The sequence below is a fragment of the Streptomyces sp. NPDC041068 genome, assembly GCF_040647455.1.
GTDB lineage: Bacteria > Actinomycetota > Actinomycetes > Streptomycetales > Streptomycetaceae > Streptomyces.
In genome coordinates, this window is the sequence record NZ_JBEZCG010000022.1 from 129,368 (window position 1) to 144,795 (window position 15,428).

General features: G+C 71.8%; 11 protein-coding genes. 7 read left to right on the forward strand and 4 right to left on the reverse strand.

Going from position 1 to position 15,428, the window contains the following annotated elements:
* Positions 1-164 precede the first annotated feature (164 nt).
* The 4 genes from AB0B50_RS38225 to AB0B50_RS38240 all read right to left on the reverse strand — a co-directional run bounded on the left by AB0B50_RS38225 (position 165) and on the right by AB0B50_RS38240 (position 5,792).
* Complete coding sequence (locus AB0B50_RS38225) at positions 165-2,588, reverse strand: DUF3488 and transglutaminase-like domain-containing protein (protein ID WP_362340619.1); 2,424 nt, start codon at positions 2,586-2,588, stop codon at positions 165-167.
* A 67-nt stretch (positions 2,589-2,655) separates the two neighbouring features.
* A complete protein-coding gene (locus tag AB0B50_RS38230) occupies positions 2,656-4,023 on the reverse strand; it encodes a DUF58 domain-containing protein (RefSeq protein WP_362340621.1) in 1,368 nt (455 codons plus the stop codon).
* On the reverse strand, positions 4,023-5,045 hold the full coding sequence (locus AB0B50_RS38235; RefSeq protein WP_362340623.1) for a MoxR family ATPase: 1,023 nt from the start codon (positions 5,043-5,045) through the stop codon (positions 4,023-4,025). Before AB0B50_RS38235 ends, AB0B50_RS38230 begins: the two co-directional genes overlap by 1 nt.
* 189 nt (positions 5,046-5,234) lie before the next feature.
* Entirely contained in the window at positions 5,235-5,792 is a 558-nt protein-coding gene (locus AB0B50_RS38240) for a carbonic anhydrase (protein ID WP_362340625.1), read from the reverse strand.
* Between the two features lie 420 nt (positions 5,793-6,212).
* Between AB0B50_RS38240 and rsmH the strand changes: the two genes are divergently transcribed.
* The 7 genes from rsmH (at position 6,213) to murD (ending at position 15,420) form a co-directional block, all read left to right on the forward strand.
* Positions 6,213-7,172 (forward strand): 16S rRNA (cytosine(1402)-N(4))-methyltransferase RsmH, encoded by a 960-nt coding sequence (gene rsmH, locus AB0B50_RS38245; RefSeq protein ID WP_362340627.1) that lies wholly within the window; start codon positions 6,213-6,215, stop codon positions 7,170-7,172.
* An 88-nt stretch (positions 7,173-7,260) separates the two neighbouring features.
* Positions 7,261-7,875, forward strand: coding sequence for a septum formation initiator family protein (locus AB0B50_RS38250; RefSeq protein ID WP_362340628.1), 615 nt, complete (start codon positions 7,261-7,263; stop codon positions 7,873-7,875).
* 6 nt (positions 7,876-7,881) lie between these two features.
* Positions 7,882-9,840: a penicillin-binding protein 2 gene (locus AB0B50_RS38255; RefSeq protein ID WP_362340630.1), complete on the forward strand. Its 1,959-nt coding sequence runs from the start codon at positions 7,882-7,884 to the stop codon at positions 9,838-9,840.
* A 19-nt stretch (positions 9,841-9,859) separates the two neighbouring features.
* Positions 9,860-11,512, forward strand: coding sequence for a UDP-N-acetylmuramoyl-L-alanyl-D-glutamate--2,6-diaminopimelate ligase (locus tag AB0B50_RS38260; protein WP_362340632.1), 1,653 nt, complete (start codon positions 9,860-9,862; stop codon positions 11,510-11,512).
* Between the two features lie 4 nt (positions 11,513-11,516).
* The gene (murF, locus tag AB0B50_RS38265; protein WP_362340634.1) at positions 11,517-12,932 is read left to right on the forward strand and encodes a UDP-N-acetylmuramoyl-tripeptide--D-alanyl-D-alanine ligase; all 1,416 of its coding nucleotides are present in this window, start codon (positions 11,517-11,519) and stop codon (positions 12,930-12,932) included.
* Positions 12,929-13,999 (forward strand): phospho-N-acetylmuramoyl-pentapeptide-transferase, encoded by a 1,071-nt coding sequence (gene mraY / locus AB0B50_RS38270; protein ID WP_362340636.1) that lies wholly within the window; start codon positions 12,929-12,931, stop codon positions 13,997-13,999. Before murF ends, mraY begins: the two co-directional genes overlap by 4 nt.
* The gene (murD, locus tag AB0B50_RS38275) at positions 13,981-15,420 is read left to right on the forward strand and encodes a UDP-N-acetylmuramoyl-L-alanine--D-glutamate ligase (RefSeq protein WP_362340638.1); all 1,440 of its coding nucleotides are present in this window, start codon (positions 13,981-13,983) and stop codon (positions 15,418-15,420) included. Before mraY ends, murD begins: the two co-directional genes overlap by 19 nt.
* Positions 15,421-15,428: the final 8 nt, after the last annotated feature.

Genomic DNA, 15,428 nt, shown 5'->3' on the forward strand with positions numbered 1-15,428 from the left:
TCGCCCCTCACACATGTCCTGGCCTCACAACACATGTCCTGGCCTCACACCTGTCCTGGCCGGATTCCCGCCGGCTGGTTTCCCGGAAGTCGGGCAGGCGGTTTCCCGGACGTCGGGACCCCAGCCGTGGTCGGGCCCCCGGCTTCGGGGACCCGACCTGCGACTCAGCCCTCCTGCGGGGTCCGGCGCGGCAGCTTCCGCGTCAGTGCCGTCCACCGCTTGGCGATCCGCTCGCTCCAGCGCGCGGTGAACGCCGCCCACCGGTCCGACACCGCCCACACCACCCGTGCGGCCGAACGCGGCGCGAGCGTCGCCCGCAGCCGGCCGGCGCGGCCGACCGCGGCGTTCAGCCCGTCGTGCACCCGCCGTACGTCATCGGCGAGGCCCGAGACCGGGTGCGGGCGCGGGGCATAGAGCACCTGCTCCACCGCGGCCGCCACCCGATGGACGGCTTCCGCGGGCGCGGCGGTCAGCTCTCCGACGCGGACGATCCGGGCGGCCGCCTTCCGGGGGGTCAGTGACTCGTCCGGCGCAATGCCGTGGTCCCAGGCCGTATCGGTCACTTCGAGCCAGGCCGCGAGGGTCCGCGCCGCCCCGTCCGCCTCGGTACGGCCACCGGATCCCAGCCGCACCGCACGCACCCTGGTGCGCCACAGCATCGGCAGGAAGGGCACCGCGAGGATCAGCAAGGCCGCCAGAGAGACGCCCACGATCATCCCGATGGGTGGCCCGTCGCCGCCCGAACCGGCCGTGACCTGCGGGGCCGCGCTCGTGCAGCCGCCCTGCTGCCGCATGTCGGCCGGGCAGCTGTCGGACGCCGAGGGAGCCGCGGACGGCTCGGAGGAGGTGGAAGGCTCCGGGGTGTCCGGGTCGTTCGCGCCACCGGAGGGGACGTCCGAGCGGGTGTATTCGGGCACGGTGCCGCGGTTCGGCGTCGGCTCGAAACGGGTCCAGCCCACGCCCTCGAAGTACAGCTCGGGCCACGCGTGCGCGTCCCGGAGCCCGACCGACATGCTGCCGTCCGCCTGCGCGGAGCCCGGCGTGAAGCCCACCGCGACGCGGGCCGGGATCCCCAGTGTCCGCGCCATGGAGGCCATTGCGAAGGAGAAGTGGACGCAGAACCCTTCCTTCTGCTCCAGGAACCGGCCGATCGCGGCGGGACCGCTGCCCGCCCGCACCCGGGTGTTGTACGTGAATCCGCCGTCCGAGGCGAAGTAGTCCTGGAGCTTGACCGCCTGCTCGTACGGGTTCGCGGCGCCCTTGGTGACCTGGCGTGCCCTGTCCGCGACCACGTCGGGCAGCGAGTCCGGCACCTTGGTGAACTCGCGCCGCAGAGCGTCGGGCGGCGGGGGCGCGTCGGCCAGCTGCTCGGCCGTGGGCTCCACGACCAGGCTCTTGACCTGGTACTGCTCGCCGCGCGTGGTCTGGCCCCGGTCGCCGACGAGGGCGCGGCCCACCGGCTCGTACCGCCAGCGGCCGTCGATCTTCACGTCGCTGGCCGGGTAGGGCATGGGCAGCCAGTTCTGCGCGTAGCTGTCGGCGGCCGAGATGTTCGTCTGGATCTCGGTCCTGCGGACGTCGGGGCGCAGGCCCTGCGGGGTCGGCAGCGGCGAGGGCACGCCCTCGATGCGCCGGACGGTGGTCTTCCACGTCGTGCCGTCGAACTGGTCGAGCGAGACGATCCGCAGATACAGCTCGTCGGTCTGTTCGGCGTTCGTGCGGTACGAGATGACCTCGCGGTCCTCCGGCTGGTTCAGGCTGTCCTGGAGCGCGACCAGAGGGTTCACCGCGGAGATCGTCCCGCCGCCGCCCGAGCCGCCGCCGGGACCGCCGGAGCCGTCCAGGAGGCCGCCGTCCAGGGCGGGCAGGGCGAGCGGCACCACCAGCGCGACGCCCAGCGCGACCGCGCCGATGCGCCGTCCCGTGCGGACCGGGGCGACCGCTCCCGTGTTGCTCTCCAGGCCGCCGGAGACCCGCCCCGGCGCGCGTGGCGAGCCGCCGAACACCCGGCCCCACTGGGAGAGCCGGTCGCGGCCCTCCGCAAGGAGCAGCAGCAGATAGCCGGCCGCCGCGAGCAGGAACCACAGCCATCCGGCGCCGTCCCCGGAGAGCCCCGCCGCGACCGAGTACAGCGCGAGCAGCGGCAGCCCCGCGGGCGCCGCCGTGCGGAACGTCACCGCGAGCGCGTCCACCGCGAGGCCGATCACCAGGACGCCGCCGACCAGCATCAGCCGGATGCCGTCGCTGAGCGGCGCCGGGATCGCGTACCGCCCGACGTCGTTGCCGCCCGCCTCCAGGAGGACGCCGAACCGCTGGAACACATCGGGTCCCGGCAGGATCCCCGCGATGGCCTGCTCACGGGCGAACACCAGGGTGAGCAGCAACAGTGTCACCAGTGCCTGCACCGCCACGGTGACCGGCCTGGCCAGGGGCATCCGCCGGGCCAGCGCGCCCACCCCGCTCTGCAGGACGAGCAGGATCACCGCCTGCAGGTACCACGTCGCCGGATCGACGAGCGGCAGCAGCGCGCCCGACGCCATCAGCGTGGCCGCGGTGGCACACAGCGCGAGCCGCGCGCGTCCGCTCATGACCGTTCCCCCACTGTCGTGCGTCCCCCCACTGTCGTACGTACTCCCATCGAGCCGTGTCGCCCCCTCATGCCCAGCCTCCGGTGGTCGTTCCGGCGGAGGGCGCGGGGCCCGCGTTCATGCGCGCGTGGTCCGCCTGGCGCCACAGGTCCGCGAGACCCGTGCCCGGCGGCACCACGAGGGCCGTCCAGCCCGCCTCGCGCAGCATCCGCACCCGCGCGTCACCGGCTTCGGACGCCAGGCCTCCGGGGCCCTGCGCCCACGCCGCGCCGTCCAGCACGAAGGCGACCGCGGAGCCGCTGCGCTGGCGCATCTTGGCGACCACCGCGGCCTGCTCCTCGTCGAGGTCGCCGAGGAAGGCGACGAGCAGGCCTTCGTTGCCGCCGCGCAGGACGTCGTAGGCCCTGGACAGCCCGGCGCCGTCCGAGTGGTCGATCACCGCGAGGGTGTCCATCATCAGCCCGGCCGCGTCCGCCGACTCCTGGCTCGCGCCCGCGAAGCCGTCCGAGCCCTCGCCCGGCACGGAGGTGCCGGTGTCGGTCAACAGCCGTACCGAGAAGCCCCGTTCGAGCATGTGCACCAGGGCGGACGCCGTGCCCGACACCGCCCATTCGAAGGCCGAGTCGGGTCCCGCGCCGCGGAAGCCGGCGCCCCGGGTGTCCAGGAGCACCGTGCAGCGGGCCCGCTGCGGCTGCTCCTCCCGGCGCACCATCAGCTCGCCGTAGCGCGCGGTGGAGCGCCAGTGCACCCGGCGCAGGTCGTCGCCGTGGCGGTACCCGCGCGGGATGACGTCGTCCTCGCCGGCCAGCGCCAGCGAGCGGTTGCGCCCGTCGCCGTACCCCTTGGCCTCGCCCGTGAGCCGCACCGGGGGCAGCGCCTCCACGCGCGGGATGACCGTCAGGGTGTCGTACGTCGAGAAGGAGCGCGTCAGTTCGCACATCCCGAACGGGTCCGTCAGGCGCAGCTGCAGCGGCCCCAGCGGATAGCGCCCGCGCAGGTCGGAGCGGACGCGGTAGGAGACCTCGCGGCGTCCGCCCGCCTCGACCCGGTCGAGCACGAACCGGGGCCGCGGCCCGAGCACGTAGGGCACGCGGTCCTGGAGCATCAGCAGCCCCGTGGGCAGCCGCGAGACGTTGTCCATCCGCAGATGGACGCGGGCCTCCGAACCGGCGGGCACGCGCGCGGGGGAGAGCCTGCGGCTGCCCGCGACGCGGTAGCGGGTGCGGAACAGGACGAGGGCGCAGATCAGCGGCAGCACGGCGAGCAGCAGCCCGACGCGCAGCAGGTCGCCCTGGCCGAGCACATAGGCACAGATGGCGGCGGCGACGCCGGCCGCGAGGAAGGAACGCCCGCGGGTGGTCAGGCCCGCGAGAGCCGTGCGAAGCCCGCCTCTGTCGTCCTCGGCGTGGCCCGTCGGCCTCCCCCCGGCCGCCATCACAGCCTCCGGGCGCCGGGCGGCTGCTGGTTGAAGTAGGCGCCGGGAGCGGGCTGCGCGTTGGCGGGCACCGGGGTGCGCTGCAGGATCTCCAGGACGACCGATTCTGCTGTACGGCGGTTCAACTGGGCCTGCGCGGTGGGCAGCAGGCGGTGCGCGAGGACCGCGACGGCCAGCGCCTGCACGTCGTCCGGCAGGGCGAACTCACGGCCGCTGAGCGCGGCGGAGGCCTTGGCGGCGCGCAGCAGGTGCAGCGTCGCGCGCGGGGACGCCCCGAGTCTGAGATCCGGGTGGTTGCGGGTCGCGGCGACCAGGTCCACCGCGTAACGCCGCACGGAGTCGGCCACGTGGACCGTGCGCACGGCGTCGATGAGCTTCACGATGTCGTGCGCGTGCGCCACCGGCTGGAGGTCGTCCAGGGGCGAGACGCCGCCGTGGATGTCGAGCATCTGGAGCTCGGCCTCCGGGTTGGGGTAGCCGATCGAGACCCGTGCCATGAACCGGTCGCGCTGCGCCTCGGGCAGGGGGTAGGTGCCCTCCATCTCGACGGGGTTCTGCGTGGCCACCACCATGAAGGGGCTGGGCAGTTCGTAGGTCTGCCCGTCGATGGTGACCTGGCGCTCCTCCATGGACTCCAGGAGCGCGGACTGCGTCTTCGGAGACGCACGGTTGATCTCGTCGCCGATCACGATCTGCGCGAAGATCGCGCCCGGCTTGAACTCGAAGTCCCTGCGCTGCTGGTCGAAGATGGACACACCCGTGATGTCCGACGGCAGCAGATCCGGAGTGAACTGGATCCGCCGCACGGAGCAGTCGATGGACCGCGCGAGCGCCTTGGCGAGCATGGTCTTGCCGACGCCCGGCACATCCTCGATCAGCAGGTGCCCCTCCGCGAGGAGCACGGTCAGCGAAAGCCGTACGACCTCCGGCTTGCCCTCGATCACACCCTCCACCGACCTGCGGACACGCTCCGCTGTGGTGGTCAGATCTGTGAGGCTCGCTCGATCGTCATAGGTCGTCACCCGGCCCTCCTCGGCCCGTTCTCCGGGCCGACGTTCACACGCGCGACCCGGTCCACCCCGAATTCACCGACACCACGCGTGAATGGACCGCGTGATGTCACCCCCGCATTGTTGTTGGGCATAGCGGGTCGTGTCACTCGCCTGTGGATAACTGGCGCCGATTTGTCGGGTCTTACGACCCTTTGTCAGTCACGCAGGGTCGATCTCCCGCAGCAGACCGGTGGTGACGTCGAACACGAATCCGCGGATGTCGTCGGTGTGCAGGAGGAACGGCGAGGTCCGCACACGCTGCATCGACTGCCGTACGTCCTGGTCGACGTCGCGGAAGGACTCCACCGCCCACGTCGGCCGCTGCCCGACCTCGTTCTCCAGGTCCTGCCGGAACTCCTCGGTGAGGGACTCCAGGCCGCAGCCGGTGTGGTGGATGAGGACGACGCTGCGGGTGCCGAGCGCGCGCTGACTGATGGTCAGGGAGCGGATGACGTCGTCCGTGACCACGCCGCCGGCGTTGCGGATGGTGTGGCAGTCGCCCAGTGCCAGGCCGAGCGCGTCGTGCAGGTCGAGCCGGGCGTCCATGCAGGCCACGACGGCGACGTGCAGCACGGGGCGGGCGTCCATGCCGGGGTCGGCGAATCCGGCGGCGTACGTCTTGTTCGCCTCGACCAGGCGGTCGGTGACGGCGCCGACGGCTATGTCGCCGATCGGCTCTGCGGGGGTGCGGCCCGAAGGGGATGCGGAAGTCGACATGGCTATGACGGTAGTGCGCACTGATCGCCGGGGCCCGCTGTGAGGAAGGACAAAGAACGTCAAAGACTCTTGTTGTGAGGTAACCCACAGGGGTGTTGCCGCTAGGGCCGGATGGGTGACTCCGCCGGTTTTGCACCCTTGCCCCGGACCCGTCTGCGACGCGCAGGCCGGTTGATTGACCGGGAGACAGCGTGGACTAAAGTGACGCGAAGCGGGAGAGGTGACCTGCTCCCTGCGGACTGCACATCACGGAGATTTTCTGAATCCCCCCACGTGCGCGGCGCGTACGTACGGCTCGGCCTCCTCCCGCTCCCGGTCGGCTGACGCCACTTCCCCGGCGCCAGCAGGCCATTCCCCTTCACGGAGCGGGCGGGGACCCGGCAGTGCGTACGAACGCCGCGCCGGACCTGAGAGGGCCCTTTGAGCGACAACAGCCGACACGTCCCGGTGATGCTCCAGCGGTGCCTGGACATGTTGGCCCCCGCCCTCGCCGAACCGGGAGCGGTCGTCGTCGACTGCACCCTCGGCCTCGGCGGCCACAGTGAGGCGCTCCTGTCCACGTTCCCGTCGGCACGGCTCATCGCGCTCGACCGCGACAAGGAAGCGCTGCGCCTGTCCGGCGAACGGCTCGCCCCCTTCGGCGACCGGGCCACCCTGGTCCACGCCGTCTACGACGAACTGCCCGACGTGCTCGACCGCCTCGACGTCCCGCGCGTCCAGGGCGTCCTGTTCGACCTCGGCGTCTCCTCGATGCAACTCGACGAGGCGGACCGGGGGTTCGCGTACGCCCAGGACGCCCCCTTGGACATGCGCATGGACCAGACGACCGGCATCAGCGCGGCCGAGGTCCTCAATACGTACGCACCCGGTGAACTGGTCAGGATCCTGCGGGCGTACGGCGAGGAGAAGCAGGCCAAGCGCATCGTGAGCGCCGTCGTGCGCGAGCGCGAGAAGGAGCCGTTCAGCAACAGCGCGCGGCTCGTCGAGCTCATCCGCGACTCCCTGCCGCAGGCCGCCAAGCGCACCGGAGGCAACCCCGCCAAGCGCACCTTCCAGGCCCTGCGCATCGAGGTCAACGGCGAGCTGAGCGTCCTGGAGCGGGCCGTCCCCGCGGCCGTGAAGGCGCTCGCCGTCGGCGGCAGGATCGCCGTCCTGTCGTACCACTCGCTGGAGGACCGCCTGGTCAAGCAGGTGTTCGCGGCCGGTGCCGCGACGACGGCGCCGCCCGGCCTGCCCGTCGTCCCCGAGCGGTACCAGCCGCGGCTCAAGCTTCTGACGCGCGGTGCCGAACTGCCCACCGAGGAAGAGGTCGCCGAGAACCGCAGGGCGGCACCGGCGCGGCTGCGGGGCGCCCAGCGCGTCCGCGAAGACGTCGAGTGAGCCGTCGGGTGAACCGCCGCCCGCACACCGGCCCCTGAGCATCGTCCGCTGAGCAGAACCCGCTGATCAGAGTCCGCGAGGAGGCTCCATGAGCAAGAAGCCCGAGCTGCGGGGGAGGGCCGCCCGCCTCGCGCGGCTGCTGCCACAGGGGCCGACCCAGGCCGCGCGCACGCCGTTCGTCCTGCTCGTCGTGCTGCTCCTCGGCGGTGGCCTGATCACGCTGCTCATCCTGAACTCCTCCCTGAACGAGGGCTCGTTCCAGCTGAGCGAGCTCAAGAAGGAGACGAAGGAGCTCACCGAGGAGGAGCAGGAGCTCCAGCGCGACGTGGACGGCTATGCCGCACCCGACGCCCTCCAGCGCCGCGCCCGCGAGCTCGGCATGGTCCCCGGCGGCGACCCGGCCTTCCTGAACCCCGACGGCACCGTGCGCGGCGTGCCCGGCGTCGCGGCCCGGCCCTCGTCGCTGCGGCAGCCCGCGCCGCGCCCGCAGGAGGTGGCGTCCCCGGCGCCCGCCGTCTCCGCCGCCGAGCCGCCCCCGGCCGCACCCCGGACCCCCGCTTCGGTGACCTCCGCTTCGGCGACTCCCGCTTCGGCGACCCCCGCCGCCAGGCCGACCGCGCAGCCCGCCCGTACCCCCGCCGCACCGCAGCGCGCCACCGCGCAGCCCATGAAGCCCGGCCCCACGACGACCTCCGGCAGGTGACGTTAAGTGTCCGAAAGGCAACCCCCGCGGCGCCGGGTGCCGGGACCCGCGAGGCCCGCGCGCCCCGCGAGGCCCGGCGCGCCCCGCCGTCCGTCGTCCGGCGGGCGCCCGGCAGGCCGCCGCCCCGCCGCCAAGGGCAAGGCCCGCACCATCCGCCTGGGCAGCCCGCGGCCGCGCCTGCGCATGGTCAGCCTCGGTCTGACCCTGGTGATGCTGGCCTTCGTCGTACGGCTGCTCCAGGTGCAGGCGGTCGACGCGAGCGCGTACGCGGCCAAGGCCGAGAAGAACCGCTACTTCACGCACACCCTGGCCGCCGAGCGCGGGCGCATCACCGACCGCGGCGGCGTCGAACTGGCCGCGAGCGTGGACGCGTACGACATCACGGCCGACCCCACGCTGTTCACGCCGAAGGAGACCAGGACCAAGGACGCGCCCGAGCAGGCGGCCGCGCTCCTCGCGCCGATCCTCGGCAAGGACGCCGCCGAGCTGACGAAGAAGCTCAAGACCCCCGACACCCGCTACGTCCTGCTCGCCCGCCGCCAGACCCCCCAGGTCTGGAAGCAGATCAAGGACCTGCGCGGCGCGCTCGCCGAGAAGGCGGGCACGGACCCGAAGTCCCCGAACGTCCTTGCCGGCGTCCTCGCCGACCCCAGCAGCAAGCGGGTCTACCCGAACGACGACCTGGGCGCCGGGATACTGGGCTGGGTCAACGCCGACGGCAAGGGCGCGGGCGGCCTGGAGCAGCAGCTCGACAAGCAGCTGGCCGGCGAGGACGGCAAGATCCGCTACGCCCAGTCCGGCGGGCGCCGCGTGCCGACCGCAGGCTCCACGGAGACGCCCGCCGTGCCCGGGTCCGACGTCGAGCTCACCATCGACCGCGACATCCAGTGGGCCGCGCAGAACGCCATCAGCGAGCAGGTCAAGAAGTCCAAGGCCGACCGCGGCTACGTGATAGTGCAGGACACGCAGACCGGCGAGATCCTCGCGATGGCCAACGCCCCCGGCTTCGACCCGAACGACCTCTCCCAGGCCAACGGCGCCGCCCTCGGCAACGCCGCGCTCCAGGACGCCTTCGAGCCCGGCTCCACCGCCAAGGTCATGTCGATGGCCGCCGTCCTCGAGGAGAACGCGGCCACGCCCGGCACGCACGTGACGGTGCCCAACCGGCTGCACCGCGGCGACCGTCTCTTCCAGGACGACATCGACCACCCGACCTGGCACCTGACGCTCAACGGCGTGCTCGCCAAGTCCTCCAACATCGGCACGATCCTCGCCACCGGCGAACTGGGCAAGACGCAGAAGGAGGCCAACGAGTCCCTCTACTCGTACCTGCGCAAGTTCGGCATCGGCAAGGAGACCGGGCTCGACTTCCCCGGCGAGACGTCCGGGATCCTCGCGCCCGCCGCCAAGTGGTCGACCTCGCAGCAGTTCACGATCCCGTTCGGCCAGGGCGTCTCGATCAACGCCATGCAGGCGGCCTCGGTCTACTCGACCATCGCCAACGGCGGCGTACGCATCGAGCCCACGCTGGTGCGCGGCACGAAGGGCCCCGACGGCCGCTTCACGCCCGCGCCCAAGCCGAAGAAGACCCGGGTGGTCAGCGACAAGACCGCGAAGACCGTGTCGCAGATGCTCGAATCCGTCGTCGACGACGAAGAGGGCACCGGCACCAAGGCCCGCATCCCGGGCTACCGCGTCGCGGGCAAGACCGGCACGGCCAACCGGGTCGACCCGGTCACCGGCCGCTACAAGGGCTACACCTCGTCCTTCGCCGGCTTCGCGCCCGCCGACAAGCCGCGCGTCACCGTCTACTGCGCCATCCAGAACGCCACCAAGGGCAGCTACTTCGGCGGGCAGATCTGCGGACCCATCTACAAGGAGGTCATGGAGTTCGCCCTCAAGACGCTCCAAGTCCCGCCCACCGGAAGCACCCCGGCCCGCCTTCCGGTGACCTTCAAGCCCTGAGACCCACCAGGAACAGCTCGTGACAACCATCACGCCCGGCACCGGGAACCACCCCTCGCCACACCGCCCGCTTCGCTCTGAGGCGGGTACGCCCGGTACGCTCACCGCCGTGCCACACGCTGATCAGTCCCAAACCACCCAGAAGGGCGTTCCCGTGATCTATCCGGGACCGCCGCGGCCGGACCAGGTCTCCGCGACCTCACTGACGGAGCTCGCGGGCCAGCTGGGCGTCGCCGTCCCGGGCAACGCGGAGATCACGGGCATCACGCACGACTCGCGCGCGGTGCGCCCCGGCGACATCTACGCCGCGCTGCCCGGCGCCCGGCTGCACGGTGCCGACTTCGTCGCGCAGGCCGCCGACCTCGGCGCCGCCGCGGTGCTCACCGACCCGACCGGCGCCGAGCGCGCGGCCGCGACCGGCCTGCCGGTCCTGGTCGTCGACGACCCGCGCGGCCGCATGGGCGAGCTGGCCGCGACGGTCTACGGCCACCCCGGCCGCGACCTCCTCCAGATCGGCATCACCGGCACCTCAGGGAAGACCACGACCGCGTACCTCATCGAGGGCGGTCTCAAGCGCGTCCGCGCGACCGGTCTCATCGGCACGGTCGAGATGCGCATCGGCGACGAGCGCATCAAGTCGGAGCGCACGACCCCCGAAGCCACCGATCTGCAGGCGCTGTTCGCGGTGATGCGCGAGCGCGGCGTCGAGGCGGTCGCGATGGAGGTCTCCAGCCACGCGCTGGTGCTCGGGCGGGTGGACGGCTGCGTCTTCGACGTCGCCGTCTTCAACAACCTCAGCCCGGAGCACATGGAGTTCCACTCCGACATGGAGGACTACTTCCAGGCCAAGGCGCAGCTGTTCACCAAGCAGCGCTCCCGGCTCGGCGTGGTCAACTTCGACGACGAGTACGGGCGTCGGCTCATCACCGAGTCCGAGGTGCCCGTCACGACCTTCTCCGCCGAGGGCCACCCCGACGCCGACTGGCGCGCCGAGGACGTCGAGGTCGGGCCGCTCGACTCGACGTTCGTCGCGGTCGGCCCCGGGGGCGAGCGGATCACCGCCAAGTCGCCGCTCGCGGGTCCCTTCAACGTCGCCAACACCCTCGCCGCGATCGTCTCGCTGGCCGTCGCGGGCATCGACCCGCAGCAGGCCGCCGACGGCGTCGCCGCGGTGCCCGGCGTACCGGGCCGCCTGGAGCGCATCGACGCGGGCCAGCCCTACCTCGCCGTCGTCGACTACGCCCACAAGACCGACGCCGTCGAATCGGTCCTGCGCGCGCTGCGCAAGGTCACCGAGGGCAAGCTGCACATCGTGCTCGGCTGCGGCGGCGACCGCGACAAGACCAAGCGGATGCCGATGGGCGCGGCCGCGGCCCGCCTCGCCGACACCGCCGTACTCACCTCCGACAACCCCCGTGGCGAGGACCCCCTCGCGATCCTCGCCACGATGCTCGCCGGCGCCGCCGACGTGCCGGCCCACGAGCGCGGCGAGGTCGCCGTCTTCGAGGACCGTGCCGCCGCCATCCGCGCGGTCGTCGCCCACGCGGGCCCGGGCGACACCGTCCTGGTCGCGGGCAAGGGCCACGAGCAGGGGCAGGACATCGCCGGGGTGGTGCGTCCCTTCGACGACCGCCAGGTGCTTCGCGAAGCTATCCAGCAAACCCAGGGATGAAGTTGTGATCGCCCTCTCCCTCGCCGAGATCGCCACCGTCGTCGGCGGGCAGACGTACGACATACCGGATCCGGCCGTCCAGGTCACCGGATCCGTCGTCCGGGACTCCCGTGAGGTGGAGCCCGGCAGCCTCTTCGTCGCCTTCGTCGGCGAGCGTGTCGACGGCCACGACTACGCGGCCGACGTGGTCGCCAAGGGCGCGGTCGCCGTGCTCGCGTCGCGGCCCGTCGGGGTGCCCGCCATCGTCGTCGACGACGTGCAGGCGGCGCTCGGCGCCCTTGCGCGCCACGTCGTGGAGCGGCTCGGCGCGACCCTGGTGGCGCTGACCGGCTCCGTCGGCAAGACCAGCTCCAAGGACCTGCTCGCGCAGGTCCTTCGGCGCCACGCGCCCACGGTCTGGACGCCGGGCTCGCTCAACAACGAGATCGGCCTTCCGCTGACCGCGCTCAGCGCCACCGACGAGACGAAGTTCCTCGTACTCGAAATGGGAGCGCGCGGAATCGGCCACATCCGGTACCTCACCGGTCTCACGCCGCCGCGGATCGGCCTCGTCCTGAACGTCGGCACCGCCCACATCGGCGAGTTCGGCGGACGCGAGAAGATCGCGGAAGCGAAGGGCGAGTTGGTGGAGTCGCTGCCCGACGACGGCGCCGCGATCCTCAACGCCGACGACCCGCTCGTACGCGCGATGGCCTCGCGCACGAAGGCACGCGTGCTCCTCTTCGGAGAGGCCGAGGACGCCGACGTACGCGCCGAAAATGTCCGGCTCACAGAGAACGGACAGCCTGCTTTTACGCTGCACACACCCTCCGGGTGCAGCGACGTGACGTTGCGGCTGTACGGTGAGCACCACGTGTCGAACGCGCTTGCCGCGGCCGCCGTCGCCCATGAGCTGGGCATGTCCGTGGACGAGATCGCCCTCGCGCTCTCCGAGGCGGGCACGCTGTCCCGCTGGCGGATGGAGGTCACCGAGCGCCCGGACGGTGTGACGGTCGTCAACGACGCCTACAACGCGAACCCCGAGTCCATGCGAGCGGCGCTGCGCGCGCTCGTGGCCATGGGCAAGGGGCGTCGTACGTGGGCGGTGCTCGGGCACATGGCCGAGCTCGGGGACGAGGGTCTCGCCGAGCACGACGCGGTCGGACGCCTTGCCGTCCGGCTCAACGTGAGCAAGCTCGTGGCAGTCGGGGGCAGGGAAGCGTCCTGGCTCCAACTGGGCGCATACAACGAGGGTTCGTGGGGTGAGGAGTCGGTGCACGTGTCCGACGCACAGGCGGCGATCGACCTGCTGCGCAGCGAGCTGCGCGCGGGAGACGTCGTACTGGTGAAGGCGTCCAGATCGGTCGGTCTCGAGCGGGTCGCCACGGCGCTGCTCGACGACGCCGCGGTGTCTTCTGAGGGGCAGGTCTCCGGCCGATGAGGCAGATCCTCTTCGCGGGCGTGATCGGGCTCTTCCTGACCCTGGTCGGCACCCCGCTGCTGATCAAGCTCCTGGCCCGCAAGGGTTATGGCCAGTTCATCCGGGACGACGGCCCGCGCGAGCACCACAGCAAGCGCGGTACGCCGACCATGGGCGGCATCGCCTTCATCCTGGCCACGCTCATCGCGTACTTCCTCACGAAGATCCTCACCGGCACGGAGACCACGCTCTCCGGTCTCCTGGTGCTCTTCCTGATGGCGGGCATGGGCCTCGTCGGCTTCCTCGACGACTACATCAAGATCGTCAAGCAGCGCTCGCTGGGTCTGCGCGCCAAGGCGAAGATGCTCGGCCAGCTGATCGTCGGCATCGGCTTCGCCGTGATGGCGCTCAACTGGCCGGACAACCGCAACCAGACGCCGGCCTCCACCAAGCTGTCGTTCGTCACGGACTTCGGCTGGTCGATCGGCCCGGTCCTGTTCGTGGTCTGGGCGCTGTTCATGATCCTCGCGATGTCGAACGGCGTGAACCTCACCGACGGCCTGGACGGCCTCGCCACCGGCGCCTCCGTGATGGTCTTCGGCGCGTACACCTTCATCGGTGTCTGGCAGTACCAGGAGTCCTGCGCCAACTCGGCGACGCTGATCAACCCGCAGGCCTGTTACGAGGTCAGGGACCCGCTCGACCTCGCGGTCGTGGCCTCCGCGCTGATGGGCGCCTGTTTCGGCTTCCTGTGGTGGAACACCTCGCCCGCCAAGATCTTCATGGGCGACACCGGTTCGCTCGCCCTCGGCGGCGCGCTCGCCGGCCTCGCGATCTGCTCCCGCACGGAGCTGCTCCTCGCGTTGCTCGGCGGCCTCTTCGTCCTGATCACCATGTCGGTCGTCATCCAGGTCGGCTCGTTCCGCCTCACCGGCAAGCGCGTCTTCCGCATGGCGCCACTGCAGCACCACTTCGAACTCAAGGGGTGGTCCGAGGTCCTTGTGGTGGTCCGCTTCTGGATCATCCAGGGCATGTGCGTGATCGTCGGCCTCGGTCTCTTCTACGCGGGATGGGCAGCCGAAAAGTGACCACAGCGTCCGACTGGCAGGGCAGGAACGTCACCGTCGCCGGTCTCGGCGTGAGCGGCATCAGCGCCGCCCGCGCCCTGGCCGGCCTCGGCGCGTCGGTGACCGTCGTGGACGGCGGCTCCGGCGACGCACACCGGGAGCGCGCCGCCTCTCTGGAGGCCGACGGCATCTCCGTACGTCTGGGAGACGCACAAACGCTTCCCGAGGGCACCGACCTCGTGGTCACCTCGCCCGGCTGGAAGCCGTCGTCGCCGCTCTTCGCAGCGGCCGCCGCCGCGGGCGTGGACGTCGTCGGCGACGTCGAGATCGCCTGGCGGCTGCGCGGCCCGGACGCCGCTCCCTGGCTCGCCGTCACGGGCACCAACGGCAAGACCACGACCACGCAGATGCTCGCCTCGATCCTGACGGCGGAGGGGCTGCGCACGGCTGCCGTCGGCAACATCGGCACCCCGATCGTGGACGTGGTCCTGGAGGGCGACGACGCGTACGACGTGCTGGCCGTCGAGCTCTCCTCGTACCAGCTGCACTGGGCGCCCTCCGTGCGCGCCCACTCCGCGACGGTCCTGAACCTGGCGCCCGACCACCTCGACTGGCACGGCTCCATGGAGGCGTACGCCGCCGACAAGGGCCGCATCTACGAGGGCAACCAGGTCGCCTGCGTCTACAACGTGGCCGACAAGGCGACCGAGGACCTGGTCCGCGAGGCCGACGTCGAAGAGGGCTGCCGCGCCATCGGTTTCACGCTGAACGCGCCCGCGCCCTCGCAACTGGGCGTCGTGGACGGCATCCTGGTCGACCGTGCCTTCGTGCCGGACCGCCAGAAGCAGGCCCAGGAGCTCGCCGAGATCTCCGACGTCCAGCCGCCCGCGCCGCACAACATCGCCAACGCGCTGGCCGCGGCGGCCCTCGCGCGCGCCTTCGGCGTGCGGGCGACGGCCGTGCGCGACGGCCTGCGCGCCTTTTGCCCCGACGCCCACCGCATCGAGCACGTCGCCGACGTGGCCGGTGTCGCGTACGTCGACGACTCCAAGGCCACCAACACCCACGCCGTACAGGCGTCGTTGGCGGCGTACGAGTCGATCGTCTGGATCGCGGGAGGGCTCGCCAAGGGCGCCACCTTCGACGAGCTGGTCACCGGTGCGGCGAAGCGGCTGCGCGGCGCCGTCCTGATCGGCGCCGACCGCGAGCTGATCCGCGAAGCCCTGGCGCGACACGCGCCCGAGGTCCCGGTCGTCGACCTCGACCGCACCGACACTGGTGCGATGTCCGAGGCGGTACGGCGGGCGGCGGAGCTGGCTCAGCCGGGGGACACCGTGCTGATGGCACCGGCCTGTGCGTCGATGGACATGTTCACCAACTACAACAAGCGTGGTGAAGCGTTCGCGGACGCCGTCCGCGAACTCGGCTCCACAAGCGCCTGACCGGGCTT

What these genes read in the sequence shown, in the direction of transcription:
- AB0B50_RS38225 (WP_362340619.1), bottom strand. Translation starts at nt 2,588, where the DNA reads ATGAGCGGACGCGCGCGGCTCGCGCTGTGTGCCACCGCGGCCACGCTG.
- AB0B50_RS38230 (WP_362340621.1), bottom strand. Translation starts at nt 4,023, where the DNA reads ATGGCGGCCGGGGGGAGGCCGACGGGCCACGCCGAGGACGACAGAGGC.
- AB0B50_RS38240 (WP_362340625.1), bottom strand. Translation starts at nt 5,792, where the DNA reads ATGTCGACTTCCGCATCCCCTTCGGGCCGCACCCCCGCAGAGCCGATC.
- AB0B50_RS38250 (WP_362340628.1), top strand. Translation starts at nt 7,261, where the DNA reads ATGAGCAAGAAGCCCGAGCTGCGGGGGAGGGCCGCCCGCCTCGCGCGG.
- mraY (WP_362340636.1), top strand. Translation starts at nt 12,929, where the DNA reads ATGAGGCAGATCCTCTTCGCGGGCGTGATCGGGCTCTTCCTGACCCTG.
- murD (WP_362340638.1), top strand. Translation starts at nt 13,981, where the DNA reads ATGGGCAGCCGAAAAGTGACCACAGCGTCCGACTGGCAGGGCAGGAAC.